This window comes from Brevibacterium sp. 1718 (assembly GCF_051131255.1).
Lineage (GTDB): Bacteria > Actinomycetota > Actinomycetes > Actinomycetales > Brevibacteriaceae > Brevibacterium > Brevibacterium sediminis.
Window position 1 is genome coordinate 3,374,752 of the sequence record NZ_CP186550.1, and the last position, 22,334, is coordinate 3,397,085.

19 protein-coding genes are annotated in these 22,334 nt (G+C 65.6%); 6 read left to right on the forward strand and 13 right to left on the reverse strand.

Going from position 1 to position 22,334, the window contains the following annotated elements; translation table 11 throughout:
- Window positions 1–134 precede the first annotated feature (134 nt).
- From betT to aztD, 4 genes are all read right to left on the reverse strand, one after another.
- Window positions 135–2,216, reverse strand: coding sequence for a choline BCCT transporter BetT (gene betT / locus ACOZ9V_RS15235; RefSeq protein ID WP_434591413.1), 2,082 nt, complete (start codon window positions 2,214–2,216; stop codon window positions 135–137).
- A gap of 293 nt (window positions 2,217–2,509) precedes the next feature.
- A complete protein-coding gene (locus tag ACOZ9V_RS15240; protein WP_139908903.1) occupies window positions 2,510–3,889 on the reverse strand; it encodes a TIGR00366 family protein in 1,380 nt (459 codons plus the stop codon).
- Between the two features lie 150 nt (window positions 3,890–4,039).
- Window positions 4,040–5,419, reverse strand: coding sequence for an NAD-dependent succinate-semialdehyde dehydrogenase (locus ACOZ9V_RS15245; RefSeq protein ID WP_259357452.1), 1,380 nt, complete (start codon window positions 5,417–5,419; stop codon window positions 4,040–4,042).
- Between the two features lie 198 nt (window positions 5,420–5,617).
- A complete protein-coding gene (aztD, locus tag ACOZ9V_RS15250) occupies window positions 5,618–6,883 on the reverse strand; it encodes a zinc metallochaperone AztD (RefSeq protein ID WP_434591417.1) in 1,266 nt (421 codons plus the stop codon).
- A gap of 172 nt (window positions 6,884–7,055) precedes the next feature.
- On the opposite strand from aztD, the gene ACOZ9V_RS15255 reads away from it, so the two are divergent.
- A complete protein-coding gene (locus tag ACOZ9V_RS15255; RefSeq protein WP_139468197.1) occupies window positions 7,056–7,409 on the forward strand; it encodes a nuclear transport factor 2 family protein in 354 nt (117 codons plus the stop codon).
- A gap of 14 nt (window positions 7,410–7,423) precedes the next feature.
- Here the strand turns inward: ACOZ9V_RS15255 and ACOZ9V_RS15260 are convergent, their stop codons facing one another.
- Together ACOZ9V_RS15260 and ACOZ9V_RS15265 are read right to left on the reverse strand one after the other, a co-directional pair.
- Entirely contained in the window at window positions 7,424–8,251 is an 828-nt protein-coding gene (locus ACOZ9V_RS15260) for a DUF981 family protein (protein WP_434591420.1), read from the reverse strand.
- Window positions 8,252–8,401: 150 nt separating this feature from the next.
- Entirely contained in the window at window positions 8,402–9,322 is a 921-nt protein-coding gene (locus ACOZ9V_RS15265) for a 3-hydroxyacyl-CoA dehydrogenase NAD-binding domain-containing protein (protein WP_434591423.1), read from the reverse strand.
- 164 nt (window positions 9,323–9,486) lie between these two features.
- Between ACOZ9V_RS15265 and ACOZ9V_RS15270 the strand changes: the two genes are divergently transcribed.
- Window positions 9,487–10,350 carry a hypothetical protein gene (locus ACOZ9V_RS15270; RefSeq protein ID WP_434591425.1) on the forward strand — a complete coding sequence of 288 codons (864 nt, stop codon included), beginning with the start codon at window positions 9,487–9,489 and terminating at the stop codon, window positions 10,348–10,350.
- Window positions 10,351–10,479: 129 nt separating this feature from the next.
- Window positions 10,480–11,814 (forward strand): chromate efflux transporter, encoded by a 1,335-nt coding sequence (gene chrA, locus ACOZ9V_RS15275; RefSeq protein ID WP_434591427.1) that lies wholly within the window; start codon window positions 10,480–10,482, stop codon window positions 11,812–11,814.
- Between the two features lie 49 nt (window positions 11,815–11,863).
- On the opposite strand, the gene ACOZ9V_RS15280 is transcribed toward chrA, so the two are convergent.
- From ACOZ9V_RS15280 to ACOZ9V_RS15300, 5 genes are all read right to left on the reverse strand, one after another.
- Entirely contained in the window at window positions 11,864–13,495 is a 1,632-nt protein-coding gene (locus tag ACOZ9V_RS15280) for a long-chain-fatty-acid--CoA ligase (protein ID WP_434591430.1), read from the reverse strand.
- Between the two features lie 237 nt (window positions 13,496–13,732).
- Entirely contained in the window at window positions 13,733–14,494 is a 762-nt protein-coding gene (locus tag ACOZ9V_RS15285; protein ID WP_434591433.1) for an enoyl-CoA hydratase, read from the reverse strand.
- A 231-nt stretch (window positions 14,495–14,725) separates the two neighbouring features.
- Window positions 14,726–15,298, reverse strand: coding sequence for a GNAT family N-acetyltransferase (locus ACOZ9V_RS15290; RefSeq protein WP_434591436.1), 573 nt, complete (start codon window positions 15,296–15,298; stop codon window positions 14,726–14,728).
- Window positions 15,298–16,485, reverse strand: coding sequence for a trans-sulfuration enzyme family protein (locus ACOZ9V_RS15295; protein ID WP_434591439.1), 1,188 nt, complete (start codon window positions 16,483–16,485; stop codon window positions 15,298–15,300). The genes ACOZ9V_RS15290 and ACOZ9V_RS15295 overlap by 1 nt, the downstream gene beginning before the upstream one ends.
- A 176-nt stretch (window positions 16,486–16,661) precedes the next feature.
- Entirely contained in the window at window positions 16,662–17,579 is a 918-nt protein-coding gene (locus tag ACOZ9V_RS15300; RefSeq protein ID WP_434591442.1) for a LysR family transcriptional regulator, read from the reverse strand.
- 86 nt (window positions 17,580–17,665) lie between these two features.
- Here ACOZ9V_RS15300 and ACOZ9V_RS15305 point away from each other — a divergent pair, with 86 nt between their 5' ends.
- Both ACOZ9V_RS15305 and ACOZ9V_RS15310 read left to right on the forward strand, forming a co-directional pair.
- Window positions 17,666–18,802 (forward strand): YeiH family protein, encoded by a 1,137-nt coding sequence (locus ACOZ9V_RS15305; RefSeq protein WP_434591445.1) that lies wholly within the window; start codon window positions 17,666–17,668, stop codon window positions 18,800–18,802.
- Window positions 18,803–19,011: 209 nt separating this feature from the next.
- On the forward strand, window positions 19,012–20,385 hold the full coding sequence (locus ACOZ9V_RS15310; protein ID WP_434591448.1) for an SLC13 family permease: 1,374 nt from the start codon (window positions 19,012–19,014) through the stop codon (window positions 20,383–20,385).
- Between the two features lie 143 nt (window positions 20,386–20,528).
- Here the strand turns inward: ACOZ9V_RS15310 and ACOZ9V_RS15315 are convergent, their stop codons facing one another.
- A complete protein-coding gene (locus tag ACOZ9V_RS15315) occupies window positions 20,529–21,116 on the reverse strand; it encodes a GNAT family N-acetyltransferase (RefSeq protein WP_139908914.1) in 588 nt (195 codons plus the stop codon).
- A gap of 165 nt (window positions 21,117–21,281) precedes the next feature.
- On the opposite strand from ACOZ9V_RS15315, the gene ACOZ9V_RS15320 reads away from it, so the two are divergent.
- Window positions 21,282–21,608 carry a GNAT family N-acetyltransferase gene (locus tag ACOZ9V_RS15320; RefSeq protein WP_139468185.1) on the forward strand — a complete coding sequence of 109 codons (327 nt, stop codon included), beginning with the start codon at window positions 21,282–21,284 and terminating at the stop codon, window positions 21,606–21,608.
- 63 nt (window positions 21,609–21,671) lie between these two features.
- Here the strand turns inward: ACOZ9V_RS15320 and ACOZ9V_RS15325 are convergent, their stop codons facing one another.
- Window positions 21,672–22,244, reverse strand: coding sequence for a DUF2306 domain-containing protein (locus tag ACOZ9V_RS15325; protein WP_434591452.1), 573 nt, complete (start codon window positions 22,242–22,244; stop codon window positions 21,672–21,674).
- Between the last annotated feature and the right edge of the window lie 90 nt (window positions 22,245–22,334).

Sequence of the window (22,334 nt, forward strand, 5' to 3'; positions counted from 1 at the left end):
TCCGTCGGCCTCGGCGCTTGAGATCGACGCATCCTCGGCGCGAGAAATGAAGGCGCCCGAGACCGCCGGCCAAAAGGCCGAAGATCCCGGGCGCCGCTCTCACCCGCCGGATTCAGTCATCCGGACATCGCGATTCAGTCATCGCGGTGGGTGATGTTCTCCTGGAGTTGGAGGAATTCGACGTGACGTTCGTACTGGTCGAGCACGTCATCGATGATCTGCTCCTTCGAGAAGCCCATGATGTCGTAGCCCTGACCGGTGCCGCCGTCGAGGTAGACCTCCATCCGGTAGTAGTCCTCGCCGGTTCCGCGGGGGACCATTCCGCCGAATGACGGCACGCTGACCTTGTGCGGCCACACCTGATAGCGGAACGGGTACTCCCCGTCTCCGTCGACCTCGAACTGGAAGAGTTCGCCGTCGTCGACGAACACGCCTTCGGAATCGACGCGACCGCAGCGCGACGAGATTCCGCGGCCCTCCATCTCTGCGGCCACCTCGTTGAGGGTGGGGATGAGGACCTTCTGTTCGAACTCCTCGGCACGCGCCTTATTCGGGAAGGACAGCACCCGTCCGAGCTGACGCTGCCAGGTCTCGTGGCCGGGGCCGCGGGAGCGGCGGGCCAGAGAGCCGGGCAGGGTCGTATCGACGCTGTCGACGCGGTTCGCCTCGACTCGCAGGGCCTTGTACAGGCCGATCATGACGAGGATGACGACGAAGGCGAAGGGCAGGCCCATGATCACCGTCGCGTTCTGCAGCGCGCCGATGCCCCCGACGAGCAGCATCGCCACCGTCAGGGCTCCGGTCGACAGGGCCCAGAAGATGCGCAGTCCGGCGCGTCCGTCTTCGGCGGGATTGCGCAGGTTCGACGACAGGTTCGCCATCACCAGGGCCGCGGAGTCAGCGGTGGTGACGTAGAACAGCAGCGCCGTAAGCGTGGCCAGAGCGGCGATGACGGCGAAGGCCGGGTACCGGGAGAGCAGGTCGTAGAACCCGCCCTCAGGACTGAGCATGACCGACTCACCGAACTTCTTGTCTCCGCTGCGGATGATGTCCAGGGCCGAGTTTCCGTAGATCGAGATCCACATGAAGATGTAGATGAACGGAATCGTCAGGGTGCCCAGCACGAACTGGCGGATGGTGCGTCCGCGGGAGATCCGGGCGAGGAAGAGTCCGACGAACGAGGCGAAGGCGATCCACCAAGCCCAGAAGAACAGGGTCCAGTCGGTCATCCATGTGCCGGTGTCTTCGAAGGCGAAGGTCTGACCGGCCATGTTCGGAAACAGACGGACGAAATCCGTGATGTTGAGGACGAAGGCATTGAGCAGGAACTTCGTATTTCCGGCCACGAGCACCCAGAGGCTCAAGGCGATCGCGAGGACGACGTTGAGGATGGACAGGAACTTGATTCCCTTATCCACACCTGAAACTGCCGAGAGCGTGGCGACACCGACTCCGACGACGACGATGCCGACCTGGGTGCCGACACCGATGGGTATTCCGAAGACCGTGTTGAGGCCGACGTTGACCATGACGACGCCGATGCCCAACGAGGTGGCCACACCGAAGATCGTGCCCAGCAGGGCAGCGAAGTCGACCGTCTCGCCCAGAGCACCATGGACGCGTTTGCCGAAGATCGGGGCCAGTGCCGAGCGGATCGCCAGCGGCATATTCATCCGGTACGCGAAGTAGGCCAGGGCCATACCCATGAGTGCGTAGAGTCCCCAACCGCTCAGGCCGTAGTGGAAGAGCGCCCACACAGTGGACTCGCGGGCTGCGTCGACCGTTTCGGCTTCGGTGCTCGGCGGGGTGAGGTACATCGTGACCGGTTCGGCCACGGCGAAGAACATGAGGTCGGTGCTGATGCCGGCGGCGAAGAGCATCGACGCCCAGGCGATGAGCCCGAATTCGGGTTTCGAGTGTTCGGGGCCGAGCTTCGTATTGCCGTAGCGGGAAGCCGCCAAGTAGATGACGAAGACGAGGACGGCGAGGACGAGAAGGACGTAGAACCAGCCGAACCAATCGGAGGTCCAACCGACGACGGCGCCGAGGACCGACTCGGCATTGGTCGGTGAGATGAGGGCCCATACGGTGATGGCGAGCGCCACCAGTGCTGCCGCGAGGAACACCCGCTTATTCACGGGTGGCAGCGACGGCTTCACCTTGCCCTTCGCCTCTCCCTTCGGTTCGCCCGGCGGGGTGTCGACTGATGCTGACATGGTTGTGCTCCTTATCCGGACGCTGTTGCGTCGTGGCATCGGACCCGGTCGAACAGGGTGCTCAACCGAGCATGATCAACGGCTGTTGCTGAATGAGATTCCGTCCTCGCCGATCCCCCGGATCCCCGGGGACGGCCAACAACGGAGGTTACCACATAGACACTTCCGGTCACTTATCCTGTGATGCCACGCGAATCTGCAGATCAGCGACTCACCCTCGCCGAGGTGGGGCTTCACCGACCGTGTCATCGTCGGTGAAGGCCCGCCTGCCTCGGTGTGACGTTCGCCGAGCCTCAGAGGGAGACGAAGAACAGCGCGGCAGCCATCACCACCCCGGAGCCGAGGAATGTGATGACGGTGTAGCCGAGGATGTCGCGCATCTTCAGTCCGGCGATCGCGAGCACTGGCAGCGCCCAGAAGGGCTGGAGCATGTTCGTCCACTGGTCGCCGTAGGACACGGCCATGATCGCGATCGACGGGTCGACGCCGAGCTGGTTGGCCGCATCGAGCATGATCGGGCCCTGCACGGCGAACTGGCCGCCGCCGGAGGGGACGAAGAAGTTGACGAGTCCGGCCGAGAGCAGGGCGAGGACGCCGAAGGTCGTGGTGTTCGAGATCGAGACGAAGGCGTCGGAGAACACTGCGATGAGTCCGGTGGTCGACATGATGCCGAGGATTCCCGCGTAGAGCGGGAACTGCAGGAGGATCTCGCCGACGTTCGACGCAGCCTCCTTCGTCAGGTGGATGAGCTCGAACGGGTTGCGCACGAGCAGGAGGATGAGCGCGAGGAACGACCAGTTGACGATGTCGAGGGTGAGTCCCCCGCCTTGGGCGAAGTGGATGATGAGATAGGCGACGAGAGCGAGACCGACGATGAGGGTGAGCACTCGTGAGGCGTCGATCCGGTCGGCCGGAGTGACGACCTCCTCGTCGACCTCGCTCTGCCCCTCCGAACTCACCGAGGCGGGGAGTTCGTAGACGGTGGCGCCGGACTTGGGTGCGACGAGGAAGAAGAGGAGCGCGCAGACGATGATGACTCCGGCGATCGCCAATAGGTTCCAGCCGGCGAAGATCGTCTCCGACACCGGAACTGTCTTCCCGCCGAGGGACTCGGAGAGGAAGGAGTCCGGGGTGGCCGCGGTCAGCGGACCCGATCCCGAATACCCCATGTGCCAGACGACGAATCCGGAGTAGCCGGCGGCGACGAGCAGCGGGAAATGGACCTTGATTCCGCGTTCGCGGGACTGCACTGCGATCTCACGGGCGAGCAGGGCGCCGACGACGAGGCCGAGTCCCCAGGTGATGAGGCTGGCGAGCGCGGCGACGATGAAGACGAAGACATAGGCGAAGGTGGCGTTTCCGGGAACTCGCGCGAGCCGGGCCAGCAGCTTCCGCACCGGTCCGGTGTTGGCGAGGATGTGCCCGAGCAGGAGGATCAGACACATCTGCGTCATGAACTCGAGCAGACCGGCCAGTCCTTCACCCCAGCCGGTGACGACGTCCGTCGGTCCGGCGTCGGTGAAGATGAACGCGAGGACGGCGACGATGAGGGTGAGGACGATGGCGAAGGTCAGGGCCGAGGGAATCCACTGTTCGAGGAATCGGTTGACCGGCCGCATGATCCCTTTTGAGGCTGCGGCGTTGACCTGGGTTGACGGCTTCGGTGCCGACATGGGAAGACCTCCCGCTGAGAATTATGAGAATTGCCTGTGCGTGGTCTCAGCATACAATCAGGGCGCTGTCCCCGTAAGAGACAGCGCCCTGAGCGCGATCACAACCCGGTCACGATCGGAACCCGGATTCTCGGGCTCTGGTCGTACCGATCAGTCCTGTTTGTACACGAGCTGCTTGTTGACGAATTCGTCCATCGCCAGCGGACCGAGTTCCCGGCCGACACCGGAGCGCTTGACTCCGCCGAAGGGCAGGTATTCGCGGCTGCCTTCCGGAGCATTGAGGAAGACCATGCCGGAATCGATCTGGTCGCCGACGCGTTCGGCACGGGCGATATCGGTGGAGAACACGGCGGCCCCCAGGCCGAACGGGGTGTCGTTGGCGAGCTCGACGGCTTCTTCCTCGCTGCTGACCTTGTAGACGATGACAGCGGGTCCGAAGAGCTCTTCGTAGTATCCGCGCATGCCCTTCTGCACATCGGTGAGGACGACGGGTTCGACGTAGGCTCCGCCGCCGTCGTACTTCTTACCGCCGGCCAGCAGGGTCGCGCCCTCGCTGACGGTGTCCTGGACCTGCTCGACGAAGCGGTCGGCGGCGGCCACCGACGACAGCGGGGACAGCCGGGAGCCCTCCTCGCCGGGAACGGCGGGGGTGTTCTTCTTGGCCGCCTCGGTGATGGAGGAGACGAAGTCGTCGTAGATGTCGTCCATGACGATCATCCGCTTGGGCGAGTTGCAGGCCTGGCCGGTGTTGCCCATGCGGGTGTTGAAGAACGTCTTCGCGGATTTCTGGACGTCGTCCGTGTCGAGCAGGATATAGGGGTCGGATCCGCCGAGTTCGAGCACGACCTTCTTGAGGTTCTTTCCGGCCTCGGCAGCGACGGCGGCACCGGCGCGTTCGGATCCGGTCAGGGACACTCCGTGGTTGCGCGGGTCGGGCAGGATGATGTCGGCGACCTGCTCGTTGCTGGCGTAGATGTTGATGTACGCACCTTCGGGCAGGCCTGCCTCGATGAAGATCTCTTCCATGATCTGTGCCGAGCGGGGGCACTGCGGGGCGTGCTTGAGCAGGATCGTATTGCCCAGGGCCAGGTTCGGGGCGGCGAAGCGGGCGACCTGGTAGTAGGGGAAGTTCCACGGCATGATGCCCAGCAGCGAGCCGACGGGCTTGCGGCGGATCATGGCGGTGGCGTCCTTGGGTCCGCGCAGGGGTTCGTCGGCCATGAAGGCTTCGGCGTTGTCGGCGAAGTACTTGTAGATCATCGAGCTCAGCTGGACTTCGCCCTTGCCCTCGGGCACGGACTTGCCCATTTCGAGCTTGATGACTTCGGCGAGCTCCTCGGCGCGCTCGGCGTAGATCTCGGACACGCGCGTGAGGATGGCGGCGCGCTCGGCCACCGTGGTCCGGCTCCACTCGTCGAATGTCGTCGCCGAACGATCGAGAGCGGCGAGGATCTCGGCATCGGTGGCGGTGGGGAATTCTTCGGCGACTTGGCCGGTCGCCGGGTCGGTGACGCGATACATGGTGGTCATGGCTGTCCTCTTTCACTTCGACGGGGTTGAGGCGATCACCGATGGTGTGATCGCAGGTCCATCCCCCACGCTATGGCCGAACCCCGGCGTCGGCAACGGCGGTCTCACCTCCTGGGCAGATTCCCAGCCATCACCGAGGCTGCCGACCCGACCGACTGCGTGTCCAGGGACACCGCCGGTCGGGTTCGTCCCGATCCCTCAGCCGGTGACGCCGGTGAGTTCGTTCGGTGCGTGCGGCAGCGATTTCTCGGCCATCACCTCACCGGATTCGAGATCGACGATGTGGATCGACTTCTCCGCCGGATCGCTGACGTAGGCGACCTCGCCCTGGACGAAGAGCGTCGGGCGGGCCTTCTGCCACTCGACGGGCTCTTCCCATTCGTCGATGACCGGGTACTCCTCCGTCACCGAGGCGGTCGCAGGGTCGATAATCTTCAGCTTCCCGTCTGTGGTCAGGACGACGCCCTCCCCTTCGGGCCCGCGGCCCAGTGACCGGAAGCTGTAGGAGGCGCCGAGGTCGACGAGCGAGAGCTTGCCGGTCTTCGTATCCGAGACGCTCACCCGTTCGGGACGTTCGAGCTCGGCATCTTCGTCGACTTTGTAATCGCCGAGGATGTACTGCGATTCGTCGCTTCCGGACTGGTTGCCGATGCGGCCGAAGGAATCGGGAGCGACGATCTTCTCGAACTTCCCCTCCTTGTACAGCAGGATTCCGTCCTCGCAGCCGAGCGCGATGACCTCGTCCTTCGCAGCGGCTTCGCCGTGGACTCCGGGGCACTCGTCGCTGCTCGCGATCTCTTTGCCGGAGCTGTCGACGACTTTCGCACCCGAGCGTTCGTCCTCGGTTCCGACGGTGTGCAGCATCGACCCGTCAGCAAGTTTCACGGCGACACCGTGGTGGGGTTCGTCGACCTCGGCGACCTGGGGCTTCGGGGCGCCGTCGGAGAAGTCCTCGGTGTCGAAGGTCTGGATCTTGCCGTCGCCGTCACCGAAGAGCACGGTGGCCTCGCCGTGGTTGACGACGTGTCCGGGCAGTTCGGTGTTGAAGACGGTGTCGGTGAGCTGCGGGTCGGCGGCGTAGCTGTGGGTGTGGTCGCCGTGGGGCTGGGTCCAGACTCCGGCGTCGAAGAGGCGGAAGCCTTCGGCGACGGAGACCATGAGGTGGCGGCCGTCACCGACGGGATTGAGGCGGTTGAAGCCTTCGAGCTTCGTATCGTCGATGACGTCGAGAGTCGTCGCATCGAGAGTGAGGATCCCGCCGTCGTAGGTTGTCACGAGCCGCGGCTGGGCGGCGGCGAGCTCCTGGGCGTGCCCTGTGTCCTCCTTGTCGTCTGCGGCGCCTGCGGTCTTCTTGTCCGAACTGCCCGCGTCATAGTCGGTGGCGTCGTCGCCGGCTTGGCAGCCGGTGAGCAGCAGTGCAGAGGCGACCACCGCCGATCCGAGCATCGTGTGGTGTCGTTTCATTATTCGCACTCTCTAGTTAGTGAGACTCGTTATCATTAGCAGGTCGATACTAACCCGATAAGGGACAGATATGCGAAATGAGGTCGCCGTCGGCGACGAAGGGAGACCCGGCGGGCCAGCGAGGACCAAGGGCCGGCCCGACTATGACATGAGCCACTGTTACGGTAGTGCCATGGCCAGTGTGACTGAACTCGTGAAGCGCTACTACACCACCGTCGACGCCGGAGATGCGGACGCCACCTCGGTGCTGTTCGCCGCGGACGCCAGCTATGATCGGCCAGGCTATCCGACGATGGTCGGCCGGCAGATCACCGACTTCTACCATGGCGAACGCGTCATCGAGTCCGGTGCGCATTCGCTGCAGGAGATCCTCGTCGACGGTGATCGCGCTTCCAGTCGCGGTGTCTTCAGCGGTCGTCTCAAGGACGGCTCAGAGGCCTCGGTGGGCTTCGCGGACTTCTTCCTCTTCGACACCGAGGGCCTCATCGCCGAACGCACCACGTACTTCTACCAAGCAGCGGTCTGAGCCGCTGCGGCTGATCACATCGTGTTGACGATCAGTCCGATGTGTGTGTAGAAGTTCATCGCGCCGAAGAGGACGAACACGATTCCGGTGATCGTCCAGACCACGCCGGTCACGGAGATCGCAGCTCCACCGACTTGCGCGTCGACCGGGGTGCTCAGCACCTTGCGCACCGCGAAGGGGAACAGCACCGCTCCGAGACCGACCAGGGCGAAGAGCAGTGACATGAATGTGGCTTCGATGACCGGGTAGTCAGCAAAGGCACCGGAGATCGGCTCCTGCGGCGGAGCGGCGAAGAGCTGGTAGACCGTTCCCGCGAGTGCGATGGCGAAGAGGGCGAGTCCGAGCGCGGCGATGAAGATCGACAGCGGCTTCACCGTGCTTGCCGCCATCCCCAGCGGATCGGCATCGGCCTTGAGGTCGGCCCCGCGCTTCCACAGATACCAGGCAGCAGCGAGCATGAGCACGCCGAAGGCGAGGCTCGTCTCACCGAAGATGACGTTGTCGAAGGCGAATCCGCCCGCTGCCAGCGGCCAGGTCAGCGTCATGTGCAGACCGGTCAGGGTGAGGATGAGTCCCAGCACGCCGAAGATCAGCGCCCATCCGTCGGTGCTGAGCGCGTGTCTGCCTCCACGCCATTTCGATCCTGCGCTGTCAGCGACTCCGGCCGTCCCTCCGGCACGGCGCAGTTCCCGGTAGAACAGGACGACGGCGAGCAGTCCGGCGCCGACCGCCACTGACATGATCGTGTTGTAGGTGGGCATCGTGGCCCAATCGATCATTCCCGGCGATTCGACGCCGGTGAAGAATCCGCCCATGGTGATTTCCTCCTGAGGTGATCGCATTGCGGCATCCGGGGCAGGTTGCCCCGGAGCCCCAATGCACTTGCTCTTATGACAACGCTGAGAATCACCTCAAAGATTCCTTATTCGTCCTGGTGAGAGTGTCTGACTCGTCACCAATACGGGCCAACGGTCAGCACGTGGGAAGACGTTTCAGCGCCCCTGACCGCGGGCCTCGAGCACCGCCTTCTGGATCCGATCCCGGACGGCCGCTGCTTGTGGGGTCGGGGTCGGGCCATAAGCGTCTTCGACCTGTTCGAAGACGTCCTCCATACCTGCGGGATCGATATCGACCGGCAGGTCCTCGATGGCGGCGAACGCCGGTCCGATATGGTCCATGAAACCGCGGATCCCGGCCTCTCCCCCGCCGAAGTGCATGCCTTCGAACTGCCCGATGGCCGACCAGCGCAGACCCAGCGAATTCTTCATCACCGTGTCGAGCCCCTCGGCAGTGACGACGCCGTTCTGCACGAGCGAGATCGCCTCTTTCATCAGCGCATTCTGCAGCCGGTTGCCGACGAATCCGCGGATCTCGCGCCCCAGCACCACCGGTTCGCGCCCGCAGCTGCGGTAGAACTCGACCGCGGCCTCCACAGTCTCCTGGGAGGTCTGCGGCGACGGCACGACCTCGACGAGAGGCATGAGGTGCGGCGGATTGAACGGGTGGCCGACGATGACGCGGGAGGCCGCGGGCTCGGGCAGTGCGGCCGCGATCGTTGAGGCCGGGATCGTCGACGACGATGTGGCGAACACGGCCCCGGCCGGAGCCGCCTCGGCGATCTGAGAGAACAGCACGGGCTTCGATTCCGGATCCTCGGGACCGGATTCCTGAACGAAGACGACGCCTGCCACCGCGGCCTCGACGGATTCGGCGAGTTCCACGGTGCCGACTTCAGAGGCCAACTCATCTCTGGCGGAGGCATCGGCGGTGACGTCGGCCTGTAAGCCGGCGACCACCTCGGCGAGGTCGGGACGCGGGTCGAAGACCCGCACCGTGTACCCGCTGCGGGCGAAGAGGAAGGCGAACGACCGGCCGATGGTTCCGGCGCCGATGACGGCGACTGTTGTGCTCATGCGACCAGGCTATACCCGCCCCACCTGCTCGAGCGGCGGAGTTCACTGGGGCGTGCGAGGGCATTCACCCAAGCGTGCGGCGGCAGACACCGGCCCGTTCGCCGTAGTCGAATCGTTGCCGTGTGCCTCCTGCCGAGGTCGCGTCCTGGTGGCACAATGTCACCATGAGCGCGAACCCAGAACTGAGAACAGTGGACTCGGAGATCATCGCCCTGGCGGAGGACGAATACGCCGCCGCGGCCGAGACCGCACGCATCGAGGTGCACGAGATCCACACCGCCGACGAGGCGGCCAAGGCCTCACTGCTGCTCGACGAAGTCTGGAACGTTGACGAGACCGGCACGAACGTGTTCGAACCCAGCCTCATCATCGCCTTCGCCCACGCCGGCAACTATGTCTCCGCTGCGTACAGCGTCGACGAACCCGACGAGATGATCGGTGTGACCATCGGCTTCTTCGGCCAGCCTCTGGGTTCGGTCATGCATTCGCATATCGCCGGAGTCCGCCATCAGATCATCGGCCGCGGGGCCGGATCCGCTATGAAGCTGCACCAGCGTCTGTGGTGCCTCAACCTCGGCATCACCGAGATGACCTGGACTTTCGACCCGCTCATCGCCCGCAATGCGTACTTCAACTTCCAGCGTCTGGGCGTCGGAATGGTCGAATACCTCGAGGACTTCTACGGGCAGATGCGCGATGGGGTGAACTCCGGCCAGGCCAGCGACCGGATGATGGTGTCCTGGCCGCTCGACCGTCCGGCACGCGCCTCGGTCGTCGATCCCGGATCGGCGTTCCCCTGCCTGCGCGCCGATGACGACGGGGAGCCGCTGCTGAGCGAGGTTCCGAAGGAGACCGAGTTCGTCTCGCTGGATTTCCCCTCCGACATCGAGGACCTGCGCGGACAGGATGCCGATCTCGCCAGCCGCTGGCGACTGGCGCTGCGCACGGCGCTGACCGGGCTCGTCGGCGACGGCTGGGTCGTCGACACCTGCCTCAAGGGCGGCACCTACCTCCTCCACCACCCCTGAGCGTTCACCTTCGCTGCCCGTTCGCCCGGCGCGGCGAGCCTGCTCGCGCTGCCGGCGGCTGTCCCGTTCACCTCGGCGTCACCTGATACGTGTTCACTGGGGTGTTCACCTGAGCGAAGCGGAGGACCGATGAACAGTGATACGGCGGCCACACAGCCGCCTGGTCCGGCACCCCTCGCCGAGGTGGCCGGATCGTTCCTGCGCCTCGGCCTGACGTCGTTCGGCGGTCCCGTCGCCCACCTCGGGTACTTCCGCGAGACCTTCGTCAGCCGCCGTTCTTGGCTGGACGACCGTGAGTACGCCGACCTCGTGGCCCTGTGCCAGATGCTGCCCGGCCCTGCGTCGAGCCAGGTCGGCATGGGACTCGGGCTGCGCCGTGCGGGCCTGCCCGGGCTCGCGGCCGCGTGGGTGAGCTTCACTCTGCCGTCGGCGATTCTGCTCACCCTCTTCGCGTTGGGGCTCTCGGCCTTCGGTGACCTCGGGGATGCCGGGTGGCTGCTCGGGCTCAAGGCCGCCGCGGTGGCCGTCGTCGCCGGTGCCGTGCAGTCGATGGCGAAAACTCTGACCCCGGATGCTCGTCGTGCGAGCATCGCCGCTGCCGCCCTCACCCTCATGCTCGTCATCCCGGATTCGATGGTGCCGACGGCGCTCATCCAGATCGCCGCGATCGTCCTCGGCGGAGTTCTCGGCCTCGTCTGGCTGAAACGGCCCGACGAAAGTGGGAAAGAGCAGGAAGCCTCCGCCGAGGCGGCCGCACCCTACACAGCGGTCGATTCCAATTCAGTTTCCGCCTCCGAATCAGCAGCTGCCGCGGTCGGGCCCCATTCCCCCGAGAGCCGCATCGCCTCCCGCGGTGCCAGACGGTTGGGCATCGCCTCCCTCATCGCCTTCGCCGCTCTGCTCCTCGGACTGCCCGCGCTCACCGCGGCGACCGGGGATGCGACCATTCGCCTCATCGATATCTTCTATCGGGCCGGGGCCCTGGTCTTCGGCGGCGGTCATGTCGTCCTGCCGCTGCTCGAGGCCGAACTCGTGCCCACCGGTCTGGTCGGCCACGACACGTTCCTCGCCGGCTACGGTGCAGCACAGGCCGTTCCCGGTCCGCTGTTCACCTTCGCGGCGTTCCTCGGAGCGTCGATGACGACGGGACCGAGCGGCATCCTCGGTGCCGGTATCGCCCTGTTGGCGATCTTCCTTCCGGCGGGTCTGCTGGTCGTCGGGATCCTGCCGTTCTGGGAACGGTTGCGTGCCTGGGAACCGGCGACGGCGGCACTGACCGGAGTCAATGCCGCCGTCGTGGGGCTGCTGGGGGCCGCGCTCTACGATCCTGTGTTCGTCGAGGGGATCACCTCGCCTGCGACCCTGGCGCTGGCCGTTGCCGCCTTCGTCGCCGGGACCATGTGGAAGGTCCCGGCGTGGACGACGGTGATCGGCGCCGGGGTGCTCGGCTGGCTGCTGCTGTGATTGGTCAGGCCCGGGGCTCGAGCGATCGCTGCCCGGATCAGCCTTGTGATCAGGACTGTTCCCAGTCCTTGCGCAGCAGCTTCTTGTCGAGTTTGCCCACCGAGGTGCGCGGCATCTCCTCGACGACCCTGACCTCGTCGGGCATCTGCCACTTGGCAAAACGAGCACTCAACGTTTCGACGATCGAGTCCCGGGTCACCTCGGCGCCGGGGTTGGCCACAACGTAGGCGACGGGACGCTCATCCCACTTCTCGTCGGGGACGCCGATGACGGCGGCCTCGCTGACGTCGGGGTTGTCGAGGATCGCGTTCTCCATGTCGATCGACGAGATCCACTCGCCGCCGGACTTGATGACGTCCTTGAGACGGTCGGTGATCTTGAGATAGCCGTACTGGTCGATGGTGCCGACATCGCCCGAGCGCCACCACCCGTCGAGGAACCGGTCGGCGTTGTCGGGCAGCTGGTAGTAGGACTCGGTGATCCAGGGTCCGCGCATGAGGAGCTCGCCCATGGACTTTCCGTCGCGTGGCAGCTCATTGCCCTCGGGGTCGACGGTCTTCATTTCGACACCGATGATCGGCAGGCCCTGCGAGCGCTTGAGGTCCCACTTCTCTTCCTCGTCGAGGTCGAGACCGGGACGGATCTTCCAGTTCGTCGACGCCAGCGGGGTGGTTTCGGTGGCACCGTAGCCGTGGATGACGTCGGCCCCGGTGACCTCCTTGAACCCGCGCATCATCGACAGCGGCGGCTCGGACGACCCGGAGACGAGACGGACACCGCTGAGGTCCGGGGCCTGCGGCATCTTCTTCATCATCTGCAGCATCGGCCCGAAGATGGCGGGGGCGCCGTTGGCCAGGGTGACCTTCTCCTCGACGAAGGCTTGGGCGATGGCACCGAATTCCTCGGCGGCGAACTTGCCGGGCAGGACGAGCTTGGCGCCGGCGGCCACAGCATTCTGCGGGAAGCCCCACGACAGCACATGGAACATCGGGGTGATGGGCATGACGCAGTCGTCGAAGTTCGCGTGGAGTGCGGCCAGACCGCCCATCGTGTGCAGGTAGATCGACCGGTGCGAGTAGTACACACCCTTGGGGCGGCCGGTTGTGCCGGTGGTGTATCCGGCGTAGGCGGCGGTCTTCTCGTCGACGACGGGCCAGTCGTAGGTCTCGGACTTCTCCACGATGAGGTCTTCGTAGGAGACGACGTTGGTCAGGCTCGTCTCGATCTCGGCGATCGGCTTGTCGGTCATGACGACCCAGCCCTTGACGTCGAGCTTCGGGGCCAGCGATTCGGCGACGGTCAGCAGCGATTCGTCGACGAAGATCCAGTCCGACTTCGAGTGGCTGACGACGTAGGCGAGGTCCTCGGGAGCCAGGCGCAGGTTGAGCTGGAGCATGGTCGCGGCCACACCGGGCACGGCGAAGTAGAGCTCGAGGTGGCGGCGAGAGTTCCAGTCGAGGACTCCGACCATGGAGCCGGCACCGACGCCGAGGTCGGCGAGGCCGTGCGCGAGCTGCGCCATGCGCTTGAACTCGTCGGCGTAGTTCGACCGGCCCCAGGATCCGTCCGAACGGCGGTAGACGACCTCGGCATCACCGAAGACGGTGGCTGCATGGCGGATGAGGCTGGTGGTGTTGAGCTGGTAGCTGTCGCCCAGGGTGGACGGAATTCCTGTCAGCATGAGACTCCTTCGTTCGTGCTCCGGTCCCTCCTCGTCGCTGTGGCTGCGACGGGAGAAGAATCGTGATCGCCGGTTTCGTGGTGGGCGGTCGTCACCATCACATCAGGTGCGGAGGCGGTGCGGATGCAGATGCCTTGATTCGTGGTCAAACAGTTATCAACCGGTCTGCGGTCCGGCCGCTATGGACCAGCGTGCGGTCTGGCAGTCATGAACCGTTTCGTCCGCGCCGACCCACAATCATTCCCCGGTGAAGCCGGGTGCCCTCTTGTCGAGGAAGGCGGCGACCCCCTCGGCGAAGTCGTTGCTCGCACGCAGCGCATCCTGTCCTTCGACCTCGCGGGCGAAGGACGCGTCGAGTTCGGCCAGGCTGGCCCGGTTGATCGCTCGCTTCGAAGCTGCCAGGGCACGGGTCGGGCCCTGCGCGAAGACCGCGGCGACTTCTCCGGCACGTTCCAGGTGGCTTCCAGCCGGAACGACCTCGCTGGCCAGTCCCCAGTCGAGGGCGTCGGCGGCCTGCAGCTTCTCTCCGGTCAGCGCCAGGCGCAGGGCTCGGTGTCGTCCGGCCGAGGCAGCGACCAAGGCAGTGGAGCCCCCGTCGGGCATGAGCCCGATCTTCGTGAACGGCAGCATGAGATAGGACTTCTCGCTCATCACCAGATAATCGCAGGCCAGGGCGAGGGAACAGCCGATGCCGGCTGCCGGCCCGGACACTGCGGCGATCGTGGGGATGGGCAGGTCGAGGATCGAGGCGATGATCTTATTCGCCCCGGCGAGGTCGATGCCTTCGCGCTTCGCCACTCCTCCCTGCAGGTCCGCTCCGGAGCTGAAGGACCGTTCGCTGCCGGTGAGGATGATGGCACGGGAGTTCGCGGCCGCCTCGGTGACAGCCGTGCCGATGGCTTGGAATGTCTCCTCGTTGAGCGCGTTGAGGCTCTCCGGACGGTTGATGGTCACGGTCGTGACATCACCGCTGACTTCGGTGAGAACGCTGGTGGACAATGCGACTCCTTCGTACGAATCCGATGATCCGGGTAGCTTTCGGGGCTTCTGCTTCCGTCCGCTCTCGGGCGGGCGGAAGCATCTACCGTCACTTTAACGTACGTTAAGTTGATCTGCGTCACACGCCCGAGCAGCTTCGTTCTTCGCCGAGAAACGGGTCAAGCGTCGAGAAACGCCCGCGCACACCCGTGTCTCGACACGCAGCCCGTTTCTCGGCGGAATGCGTCGTGCTCAAGCCAATGTGGCGTCGAGCTGGGCGGCGGTGAGTTCCCGGTCGGCGAAGACCAGGCGGACGGCGGTCGGGTCGGGATTGCCGGCGTCGGGTGCGCGGTGAACGAGTTCGAGGCCGAGCCTGCGAGCGACCTCCGCCGAGGCGGTATTGACCACGAGCAGATACGCCACGACCGGCAGCTCCGGGTCGATGTCTGCCGCGGCCTCCATCGCCTCCCGCGAGACCGCTGTCGCCAGGCCACGTCCCTGCGCTTCGGGCCGGAACCGGTATCCGAGGTTCCAGAACGCTCCGGGTGTGCCGCGTGAGGCACCGGGGCCGGAGACTCCACGCAGCGAGCAGCCGCAATGGCCGAGGATGTCCCCGCCCGGAATCTGCCGCACCATCCAGGGTCCGATTCCGTCGAGTTCCCACTGCGAGGCCAGTCGGACGAGGATCGCTTCGGCCTCTTCCTCATCGGTCAGACGTCCGCTGGGCAGGTGCGTCCAGACCCGCGGGTCGGAGTCGATGGAGAAGAACTGGTCGAGGTCGTCCGCGCTGGGTCGGTCGAGCACATAGTCGGGCGTCTGCCTCATCAGGCAAGGGCCGCCTCGAGGTCAGCCCAGAGGTCGTCGAGGTTCTCGATGCCGACGCTCAACCGGATGAGCCCCTCGGGCACTGTCGCCGGTTCCGAGGGGTGTCGGCGGCGCCGTTCGATGAGGGATTCCACCCCGCCCAGGGAGGTCGCCGGCGTCCACAGTCGGACCGCCTCGGCGATGGCGGTGGCCTTGTCCGCGGTCGCGACGGTGAAGGAGATGATCGCGCCGAATCCGTTCATCTGCGCGGACGCGCGGGCGTGGCCGGGGTCGTTCGGCAGGCCCGGGTAGCGGGTTTCGACGACGGCCGGGTGGGCGGCGAGGCGCTCGGCGATGACCTGGGCGTTGGCCTGCGCGCGGTCGAGGCGCACCGCCAGGGTGCGCAGTCCGCGCAGGGCCAGCCAGACCTCGAAGGGACCGGCGATTCCGCCCCGCATGGATCGTTCCGTGTGCAGTTCTTCGCGCAGTCCGGTGCTGCTGGTCACGACCGCACCGAGGACGACGTCGGAGTGCCCGGCGAGGTATTTCGTCACCGAGTGCACGACGATATCGGCGCCCAGGTCGAGCGGGGTCTGCAGCAGCGGGGTGGCGAAGGTGTTGTCGACGGAGACGAGGAATCCACGGTCCTTGGCTGCCGCGGTCAGCGCGGGAACGTCGGCGACCTCGAGCATCGGGTTCGTCGGCGATTCGATCCACAGCATCCCCGGGGATGCGGCTTCGCCCGCCGTCGCGTGCCCCGCTTCGTCGAGGGCGGCGATGACCGCCTCGGTGTCGGCGATATCGACGGTGACAAGGTCGAAGTTCTGCCGCCCAGCGATCTGCTCGGCTGAGGCGAGCGCTCCCTGGTAGCTGTGGGTGGGGATGATCAGGGTGCCTCCGGCGGGCACGAGGCTGATCACGGCCGAGATCGCCGCCAGGCCGGAGCCGAAGACCAGTCCGGGCAGGCCTGCATGTTCGAGCTGGCCGAGCGCCTCTTCGAAGGGCGTCCATGCGGGAGTGTCGAAGCGGGCATAGGCATAGGGCGAGTTCGAGATGTCGCCCGCGCTCACGAAGGTCGAGGACAGATCGATCGGCGGGTTCACCGAGGCGCCATCGACGCGCTGAGGTCGTCCGGTCTCGACGACGATGGTGTCCGGAGCGAACTCGGGATGACGGGCGGGAGAGGAGGCTGGCTCGGGCTGTGTCATGTCCCCAATATATGCCTCACCGCATCTCACGGAATCGACAGCGATATTTCGGACACGTTTCCGTAACTCTGAAGTGTTCGCCCGGTGTCCGCTGCTTCGGACGGCGCGGAGACTTCGACCTGCTCGGGCCCCCTTCACTTAGGCGCCTTCACTCGGGTCCCGTCGTTCGGATCCTGTCACTCGAGGCTGTCGACCATGTGCTCGAGCAGCAGACGTGCCCCGGGTGACTGCCGCCGGCTCCTGGCCCATACGGCGTGGAGTTCGCGGGTGAGGTCGACGTCGTCGGCCACCGGCAGCGGCACCAGACGTCCGGCTCGGAAGTCGTCACGCAGAGCGAGTTCGGACAGAACGGCCGGGGCCACGGATGTGGCGGCGGCGATGCGCAGGGCGGAGTTCGATCCGTACTCCCCCGCCACGCGCACTCCCCCAGCTCCGACCAGTGCCGCGTCGATGACTTCCCTGGTGCCCGAACCGATCTCACGTACCAGCAGCGGCACCTGCGCCAGCTCTTCGACGCTGATCGGCTTCGTCCAGGCGTGAGTGAAGTCCGGGGCACAGGCGATCATGAGTCGGTCACGGCCGACCACCTCGGCGTTGAGGTCCTGCGGCAGGGACACGGATTCGATGAGCCCGAGGTCGCAGGTCTGCCGGCGCACGCGGTCGATGACGGTCGCGGAGTTCTCCACCGACAGACCGATGTCGATCGTCGGGTGCGCGGCGCGGAAGGTCGTGAGGTGGTGGGGCATGAGGTATTCGGCGACCGTCAGCGAAGCGCTGACCTTGACGGTTCCGGCGCGAGCGTCCTGGATCGCGCGGGCGCCGGCGTAGAGCGTGTCGTAGGCTTCGATGACCTTCGACGCCCATTCGGCGACGGCGCGGCCCTCGACGGTGAGTTCGGTACCCCGCGGAGAGCGCCGCAGCAGCGGGACCTTGAGATCGCGTTCGAGGTTGCGCAGGCTGCGGGAGGCATTCGGCTGGGCGAGATCGAGTTTCGCCGCGGCCTGGCCGATCGACCTGGCGTTGCCGCTGAGGGCCACCAGCAGCCCCAGAGCCTGGAGCTCGGGCCAGTTCTTCATATTCCCGAGGTCGTGCATATGCTCATCATGACATATCAGATCCATATGGGTTGCTAAGAAATCACCGTCTACTGCGACCGTGCAGGCGTTGACAGACTGAAGTCATGAACCGCTTCGCCTCCCTCCTGCCCGGACTCGCCGTCGCCGCTGTGGCCACGGCCGTCGCGTGGCCGATCTCCATGCTCGCCCCCGTGCTCTCACCGCTGCTCGTGGCGATCGTGCTCGGAATCCTTCTGGGCAATCTCGTGCCCACCCTGCCCGAGGCGTTCATGCCCGGACTCAACTTCGCCGCGAAGCCGCTGCTGCGCCTGGGCATCGTCGCCCTCGGCGCGCAGGTGGTGCTCGGCGACATCCTCGACCTCGGGTGGCTCGTTCTCGTCCTCGCTGCCGTCATCGTCGCCGCTGGCATCCTCTCGGCCCTGGCCCTGGCCGGACCGCTCAAGGTCGACCGCCCCCTGGCCGTGCTCATCGGCAGCGGATTCGGCATCTGCGGTGCCGCCGCCCTCGCCGGAGTTGAGTCGACTCTGAAGTCGAAGAAGGAGGATGTGGCGGCCGCGATCGGCCTCGTCGTCCTCTTCGGCACCCTGATGATCGCGATCGTGCCCGGACTCTCGACCGCCCTGGGTCTGTCCCCGGAGACCGCCGGAATGTGGGGCGGTGCCGCCACCCATGAGGTCGCCCAGGTCGTGGCGATCGGCGGGATCATCGGCCCCGCGGCCCTCGAGATCGCCGTCCTCGTCAAACTCGCCCGCGTCATCATGCTCGCCCCCACCGTCGCCGTGTTCAGCTACGCAGTGCGCCGCAGCGAGGACAGAGCACTGACGAACACCGACACCGAGGCGGCCGCCGGTTCCGCCGAGACCTCCGCAGCCGCAGGCCGGGATGGAGAGAGCAAGGGGTCGGGCGCATCGGCCGCGGGGGCAGTGTCGACCGGTGGGCCGGTGTCGATCGCGGCGAAGCAGACTCCGGCTCGGGGCAAACGTCCGCCGATCGTTCCGCTCTTCGTCGTCGGCTTCCTCGTCATGGCGGCCCTGCGCACCTTCGGCCTGCTGCCCGAGATCGCGGTCACCGGTCTCAGCTGGATCCAGACAGTATGCCTGGCTATGGCGATGTTCGCCCTCGGCCGCGGAGTGCAGTGGCGATCACTGAAGAACCTCGGCGCCCGGCCGATCGCCCTGGCCGCACTCGTCACGATCATCGTCGCCCTCATCGCCCTCGGCGGAGCCATCCTCCTCACCTAACCCCTCCCCAATTGCTACCTGACGGCGGCCCAGCAACCTCGCGCGAGGTTGCTGGGCCGCCGTCAGGTAGCAATTGGGGAGGATTTTCCGTCTATCGGGACTTTCCGACGGATCGGACACGCCTCAGCGGTACCCGCCGGTAACACTGGTAGTCTCTCAGCGAATCAGCCAGCGATGCTCAGTGTCGCTTCAGCCTTCGCAAGGACATCATGCTCACTCAGATCATTGCTCTGCTCATATTCGTCGCCCTCTTCGCCATCGGCGCTGTCCGCGGCGTGCAGATCGGCGTGCTCATGCTCGTCGGCGCGGCCGGAACCGGGCTCCTCTTCACCGATATGGCCATCGACGACATCATCGCCGAGTTCCCCTTGGACATCATGATCCTGCTGGCCGGGGTCACCTATTTCTTCGCGATCGCGCAGGAGAACGGGACCGTCGACAAAATCATCGACTGGGCCCTCGAACGCGTCGGATCCTCGGCGGTGCTGCTGCCCGCGGTGTTCTTCGTCATCACGGGCTGCATTGCGGCCATGGGTGCCCCACTGGCCGGCCTCGTCATGATGCCGGTGGGCATGCAGGTCGCCCGCAAGTACGGCGTCGACTACGCGCTCATGGGACTGGCGATCTGCTTCGCCATCGGCGCCGGCGGCTTCGCCCCGACCAGCCTCTACGGAATCGTCACGTACTCGACCGCCCACGATGCCGGCATCGACCTCTCCCCATTCCTGCTCTTCGGAATCGCCGTGGCCGTCTACCTCGTTATGCTCGTCGTCGCCTACTTCATGTACGGTCGGTCGCTGTTCTCGAAGACGACGGTGGCGGCCGCCGAGCATGCTTCGGCCGGGAGCACCCAGTCGAAGATCTCCCGCGGCTCCGCCTCGGCGTCGAGTGTCGCCTTCGGTGAGGATGACGAAGACGAAGCGCTCTTCGACTCCTCCACCACCGACGTGGCGGGAGAATCCAAGCCGTTCACCTTCGTACAGATCCTCACCGTGATCTTCATGGTCGGCCTCATCGGCACCGTGGTCGTGCTCGCGGCCCTCGGTCAGGAACCGGACATCGGCCTGCTCTGCTTCATGTTCGGAGCGATCCTCGCGCTCGTCGACCCGAAGACGGGCAAGGCCGCGATCCCGAAGATCGACTGGCCGACCGTGCTGCTCGTCGGCGGCATCATCACCTTCGTCGGCGTGCTGCAGAACATGGGAGCCGTCGACCTGCTCGGCGAAGGCGCCGAGTCGATCGGTTCGCCGCTCATCGCCGCCTTCGTCCTCTGCATCGTCGGCGGCCTGGTCTCGGCCTTCGCATCGACGACGGGCATCCTCGCCGCGCTCGTGCCGCTGGCTCTGCCGCTCATCGCCGCGGGTGGGGTTCCCGGCTGGGCACTCATCGCCGCTCTGGGCGTGTGCTCGGCGGTCGTCGACGTCTCACCGTTCTCGACGCTGGGTGCCACGGTCGTCGCGACCGCCCCGGTCGAGGACAAGCCGCGCCTGACCCGCATCCTCGTGAAGTTCGGCATGTCGATGGTCGTCATCGGACCGGTCGCGCTCGTCGGCGGCCTCGTCGTGCCCGCCATGATGTTCTGAGGCTGAGCGCCAGGGCCAGGTTCCAGGGCCTCCAAGAATAGGTCAGCATCGGTCACTTTTCTCCAACAGAGAGAAGTGTCCGATGCTGACCTATTTTCCGACTGCAACCCGTTCTTCGGCTGCAACCACGCTTCTGCCGCCCCTCAGCTCAAGGGCTTGGCCAGCAACACGAATTCCAGGTCATCGACCTTCGGCAGCCCGAAACGTTCGTCGCCGTAGGGGAAGGGCTCGATTTCGCCGGTGCGCACGTAGCCGCGGCGCTCGTAGTAGGCGATGAGTTCGTCACGCTTATTGATCACGCTCATCCGCATCGACGTCGCACCCCAATGTTCGGCCACCCACGCCTCGGCGAGGCCGATGAGCAACGACCCCAGCCCTTTGCCCTGTCCCAGCGGAGAGACTGCGAGCACCCCGAGGTAGGAGGCTCCGTCTTCGGGCTCTCGCACATAGACGCTGGCCACGGCACGACCCTGATCATCGCGGGCGAGCAGGATCTGGGAGTCCGCCTCGGCGAGCATGTCCTCAGCCATCGGACCGTCGAGCCGTTGTCCCCCGAGCAGGTCCGCCTCGGTGGTCCACCCCTGTTTCGACCCCTCGCCGCGGTAGGCCGAAGACACGAGCTCGACGTAGTCGGGAATGTCGGCGGACGTCAGTTCGGTGACCTCGAATCCGACTGCGCGCAGCTTCTGGCGGTGCGCGTCGACCAGGGTCGCCGAGGGGTGTGCGGTCATAGGTGGGACTCCTTCAAGATCGTCCGGTCGGCTGCGTCAGACCAGGCTAGTCGCTTCCTCAGAAACAGAACTATAGTGTCAGTTGTCAGGACAGCGGCGATCGCCGATCGAACGCCGACGACCATCGCGCAGTGCCGCCGGCACGGACATTCGGGAGGAATGACCATGGACATCGACATCTCGGGAGAGACCTTCACCATCACCGAGGATGCTGCGGCCAAACGCTTCACCGTTTCCCACTCCGGAAAGGTCATCGGTCTCGTCGATTACATCGACCGTGAGGCGAGTGCCGATGACACCGCCGACGGCCCGGTGCGCATCTTCACCCACACCGAGGTGTCCCCCGAGTGGGGCGGCCGCGGCTTGGCCGCCAAGCTGGTGCGCTATGCACTGGAGACCAGCGCCGAGGAGGGGCTGAAGTTCCGGACGACGTGCTCCTACGTGCAGAATTTCCTGGTCAAGAACGACGAGTTCGACAAGTTCGTCGCCTGAGCGTCACGCTCGGTCTCGTCAGCTCCCTGCCCGGGGACGTCAACTCGCACCCCAGAGTCGTCATTACGCAGTGACCGGGCCTGCTTCGCTTAATTTCGCGGGCGTCAGCGGTTCGCCGCTGGCGCCTTCTTCTGCATTGCCCACGATGTTCGCGCTCTCGACGATCTCCTGTTGACGGTCGTGTCCGGAGACGAAGCGCAGGACGAAGATCGCCCAGGCGGTGACTGCCACGATGACCGCGGCGACGAGTGACCACAGCAGTCCTGGGTCACTGACTGCCAGCTGTGGGATCTCTCGTCCGGGGACTGCAGCGGCAAAGATGCCTGCGATCAGTGCACCCAGATAGGAGCCGACCATCATTCCGATGTGGCGGCGGACATTGCCACGGCGGATCGCGATGACGCCGAGCGTGGTGGAGATGAAGGTCCAGATCGCCAGGGCGTGGAAGAGCGTGAAGGAACCGGTGAGCGAGTAGATGAACATTCCGCTGGTGCACGCGAAGTACATGAGAATGACCCAGGACCGTCCGATGAAACGGTGCTTGCGGTCCTTGGTGCGGCGGATGATCTGGATAGGTCCCAGCAGGACGACACCCGTGGCGGCGATGGCATGGATGGCGATGAAGAGTGAGAACATGTCATTAAGATAGTGTCACTAACCAAGTGTGGCAACGTGGATAGTGAACGCCGCTTCCACTATCCATTCACCGTCGTCGAGGACGAAACC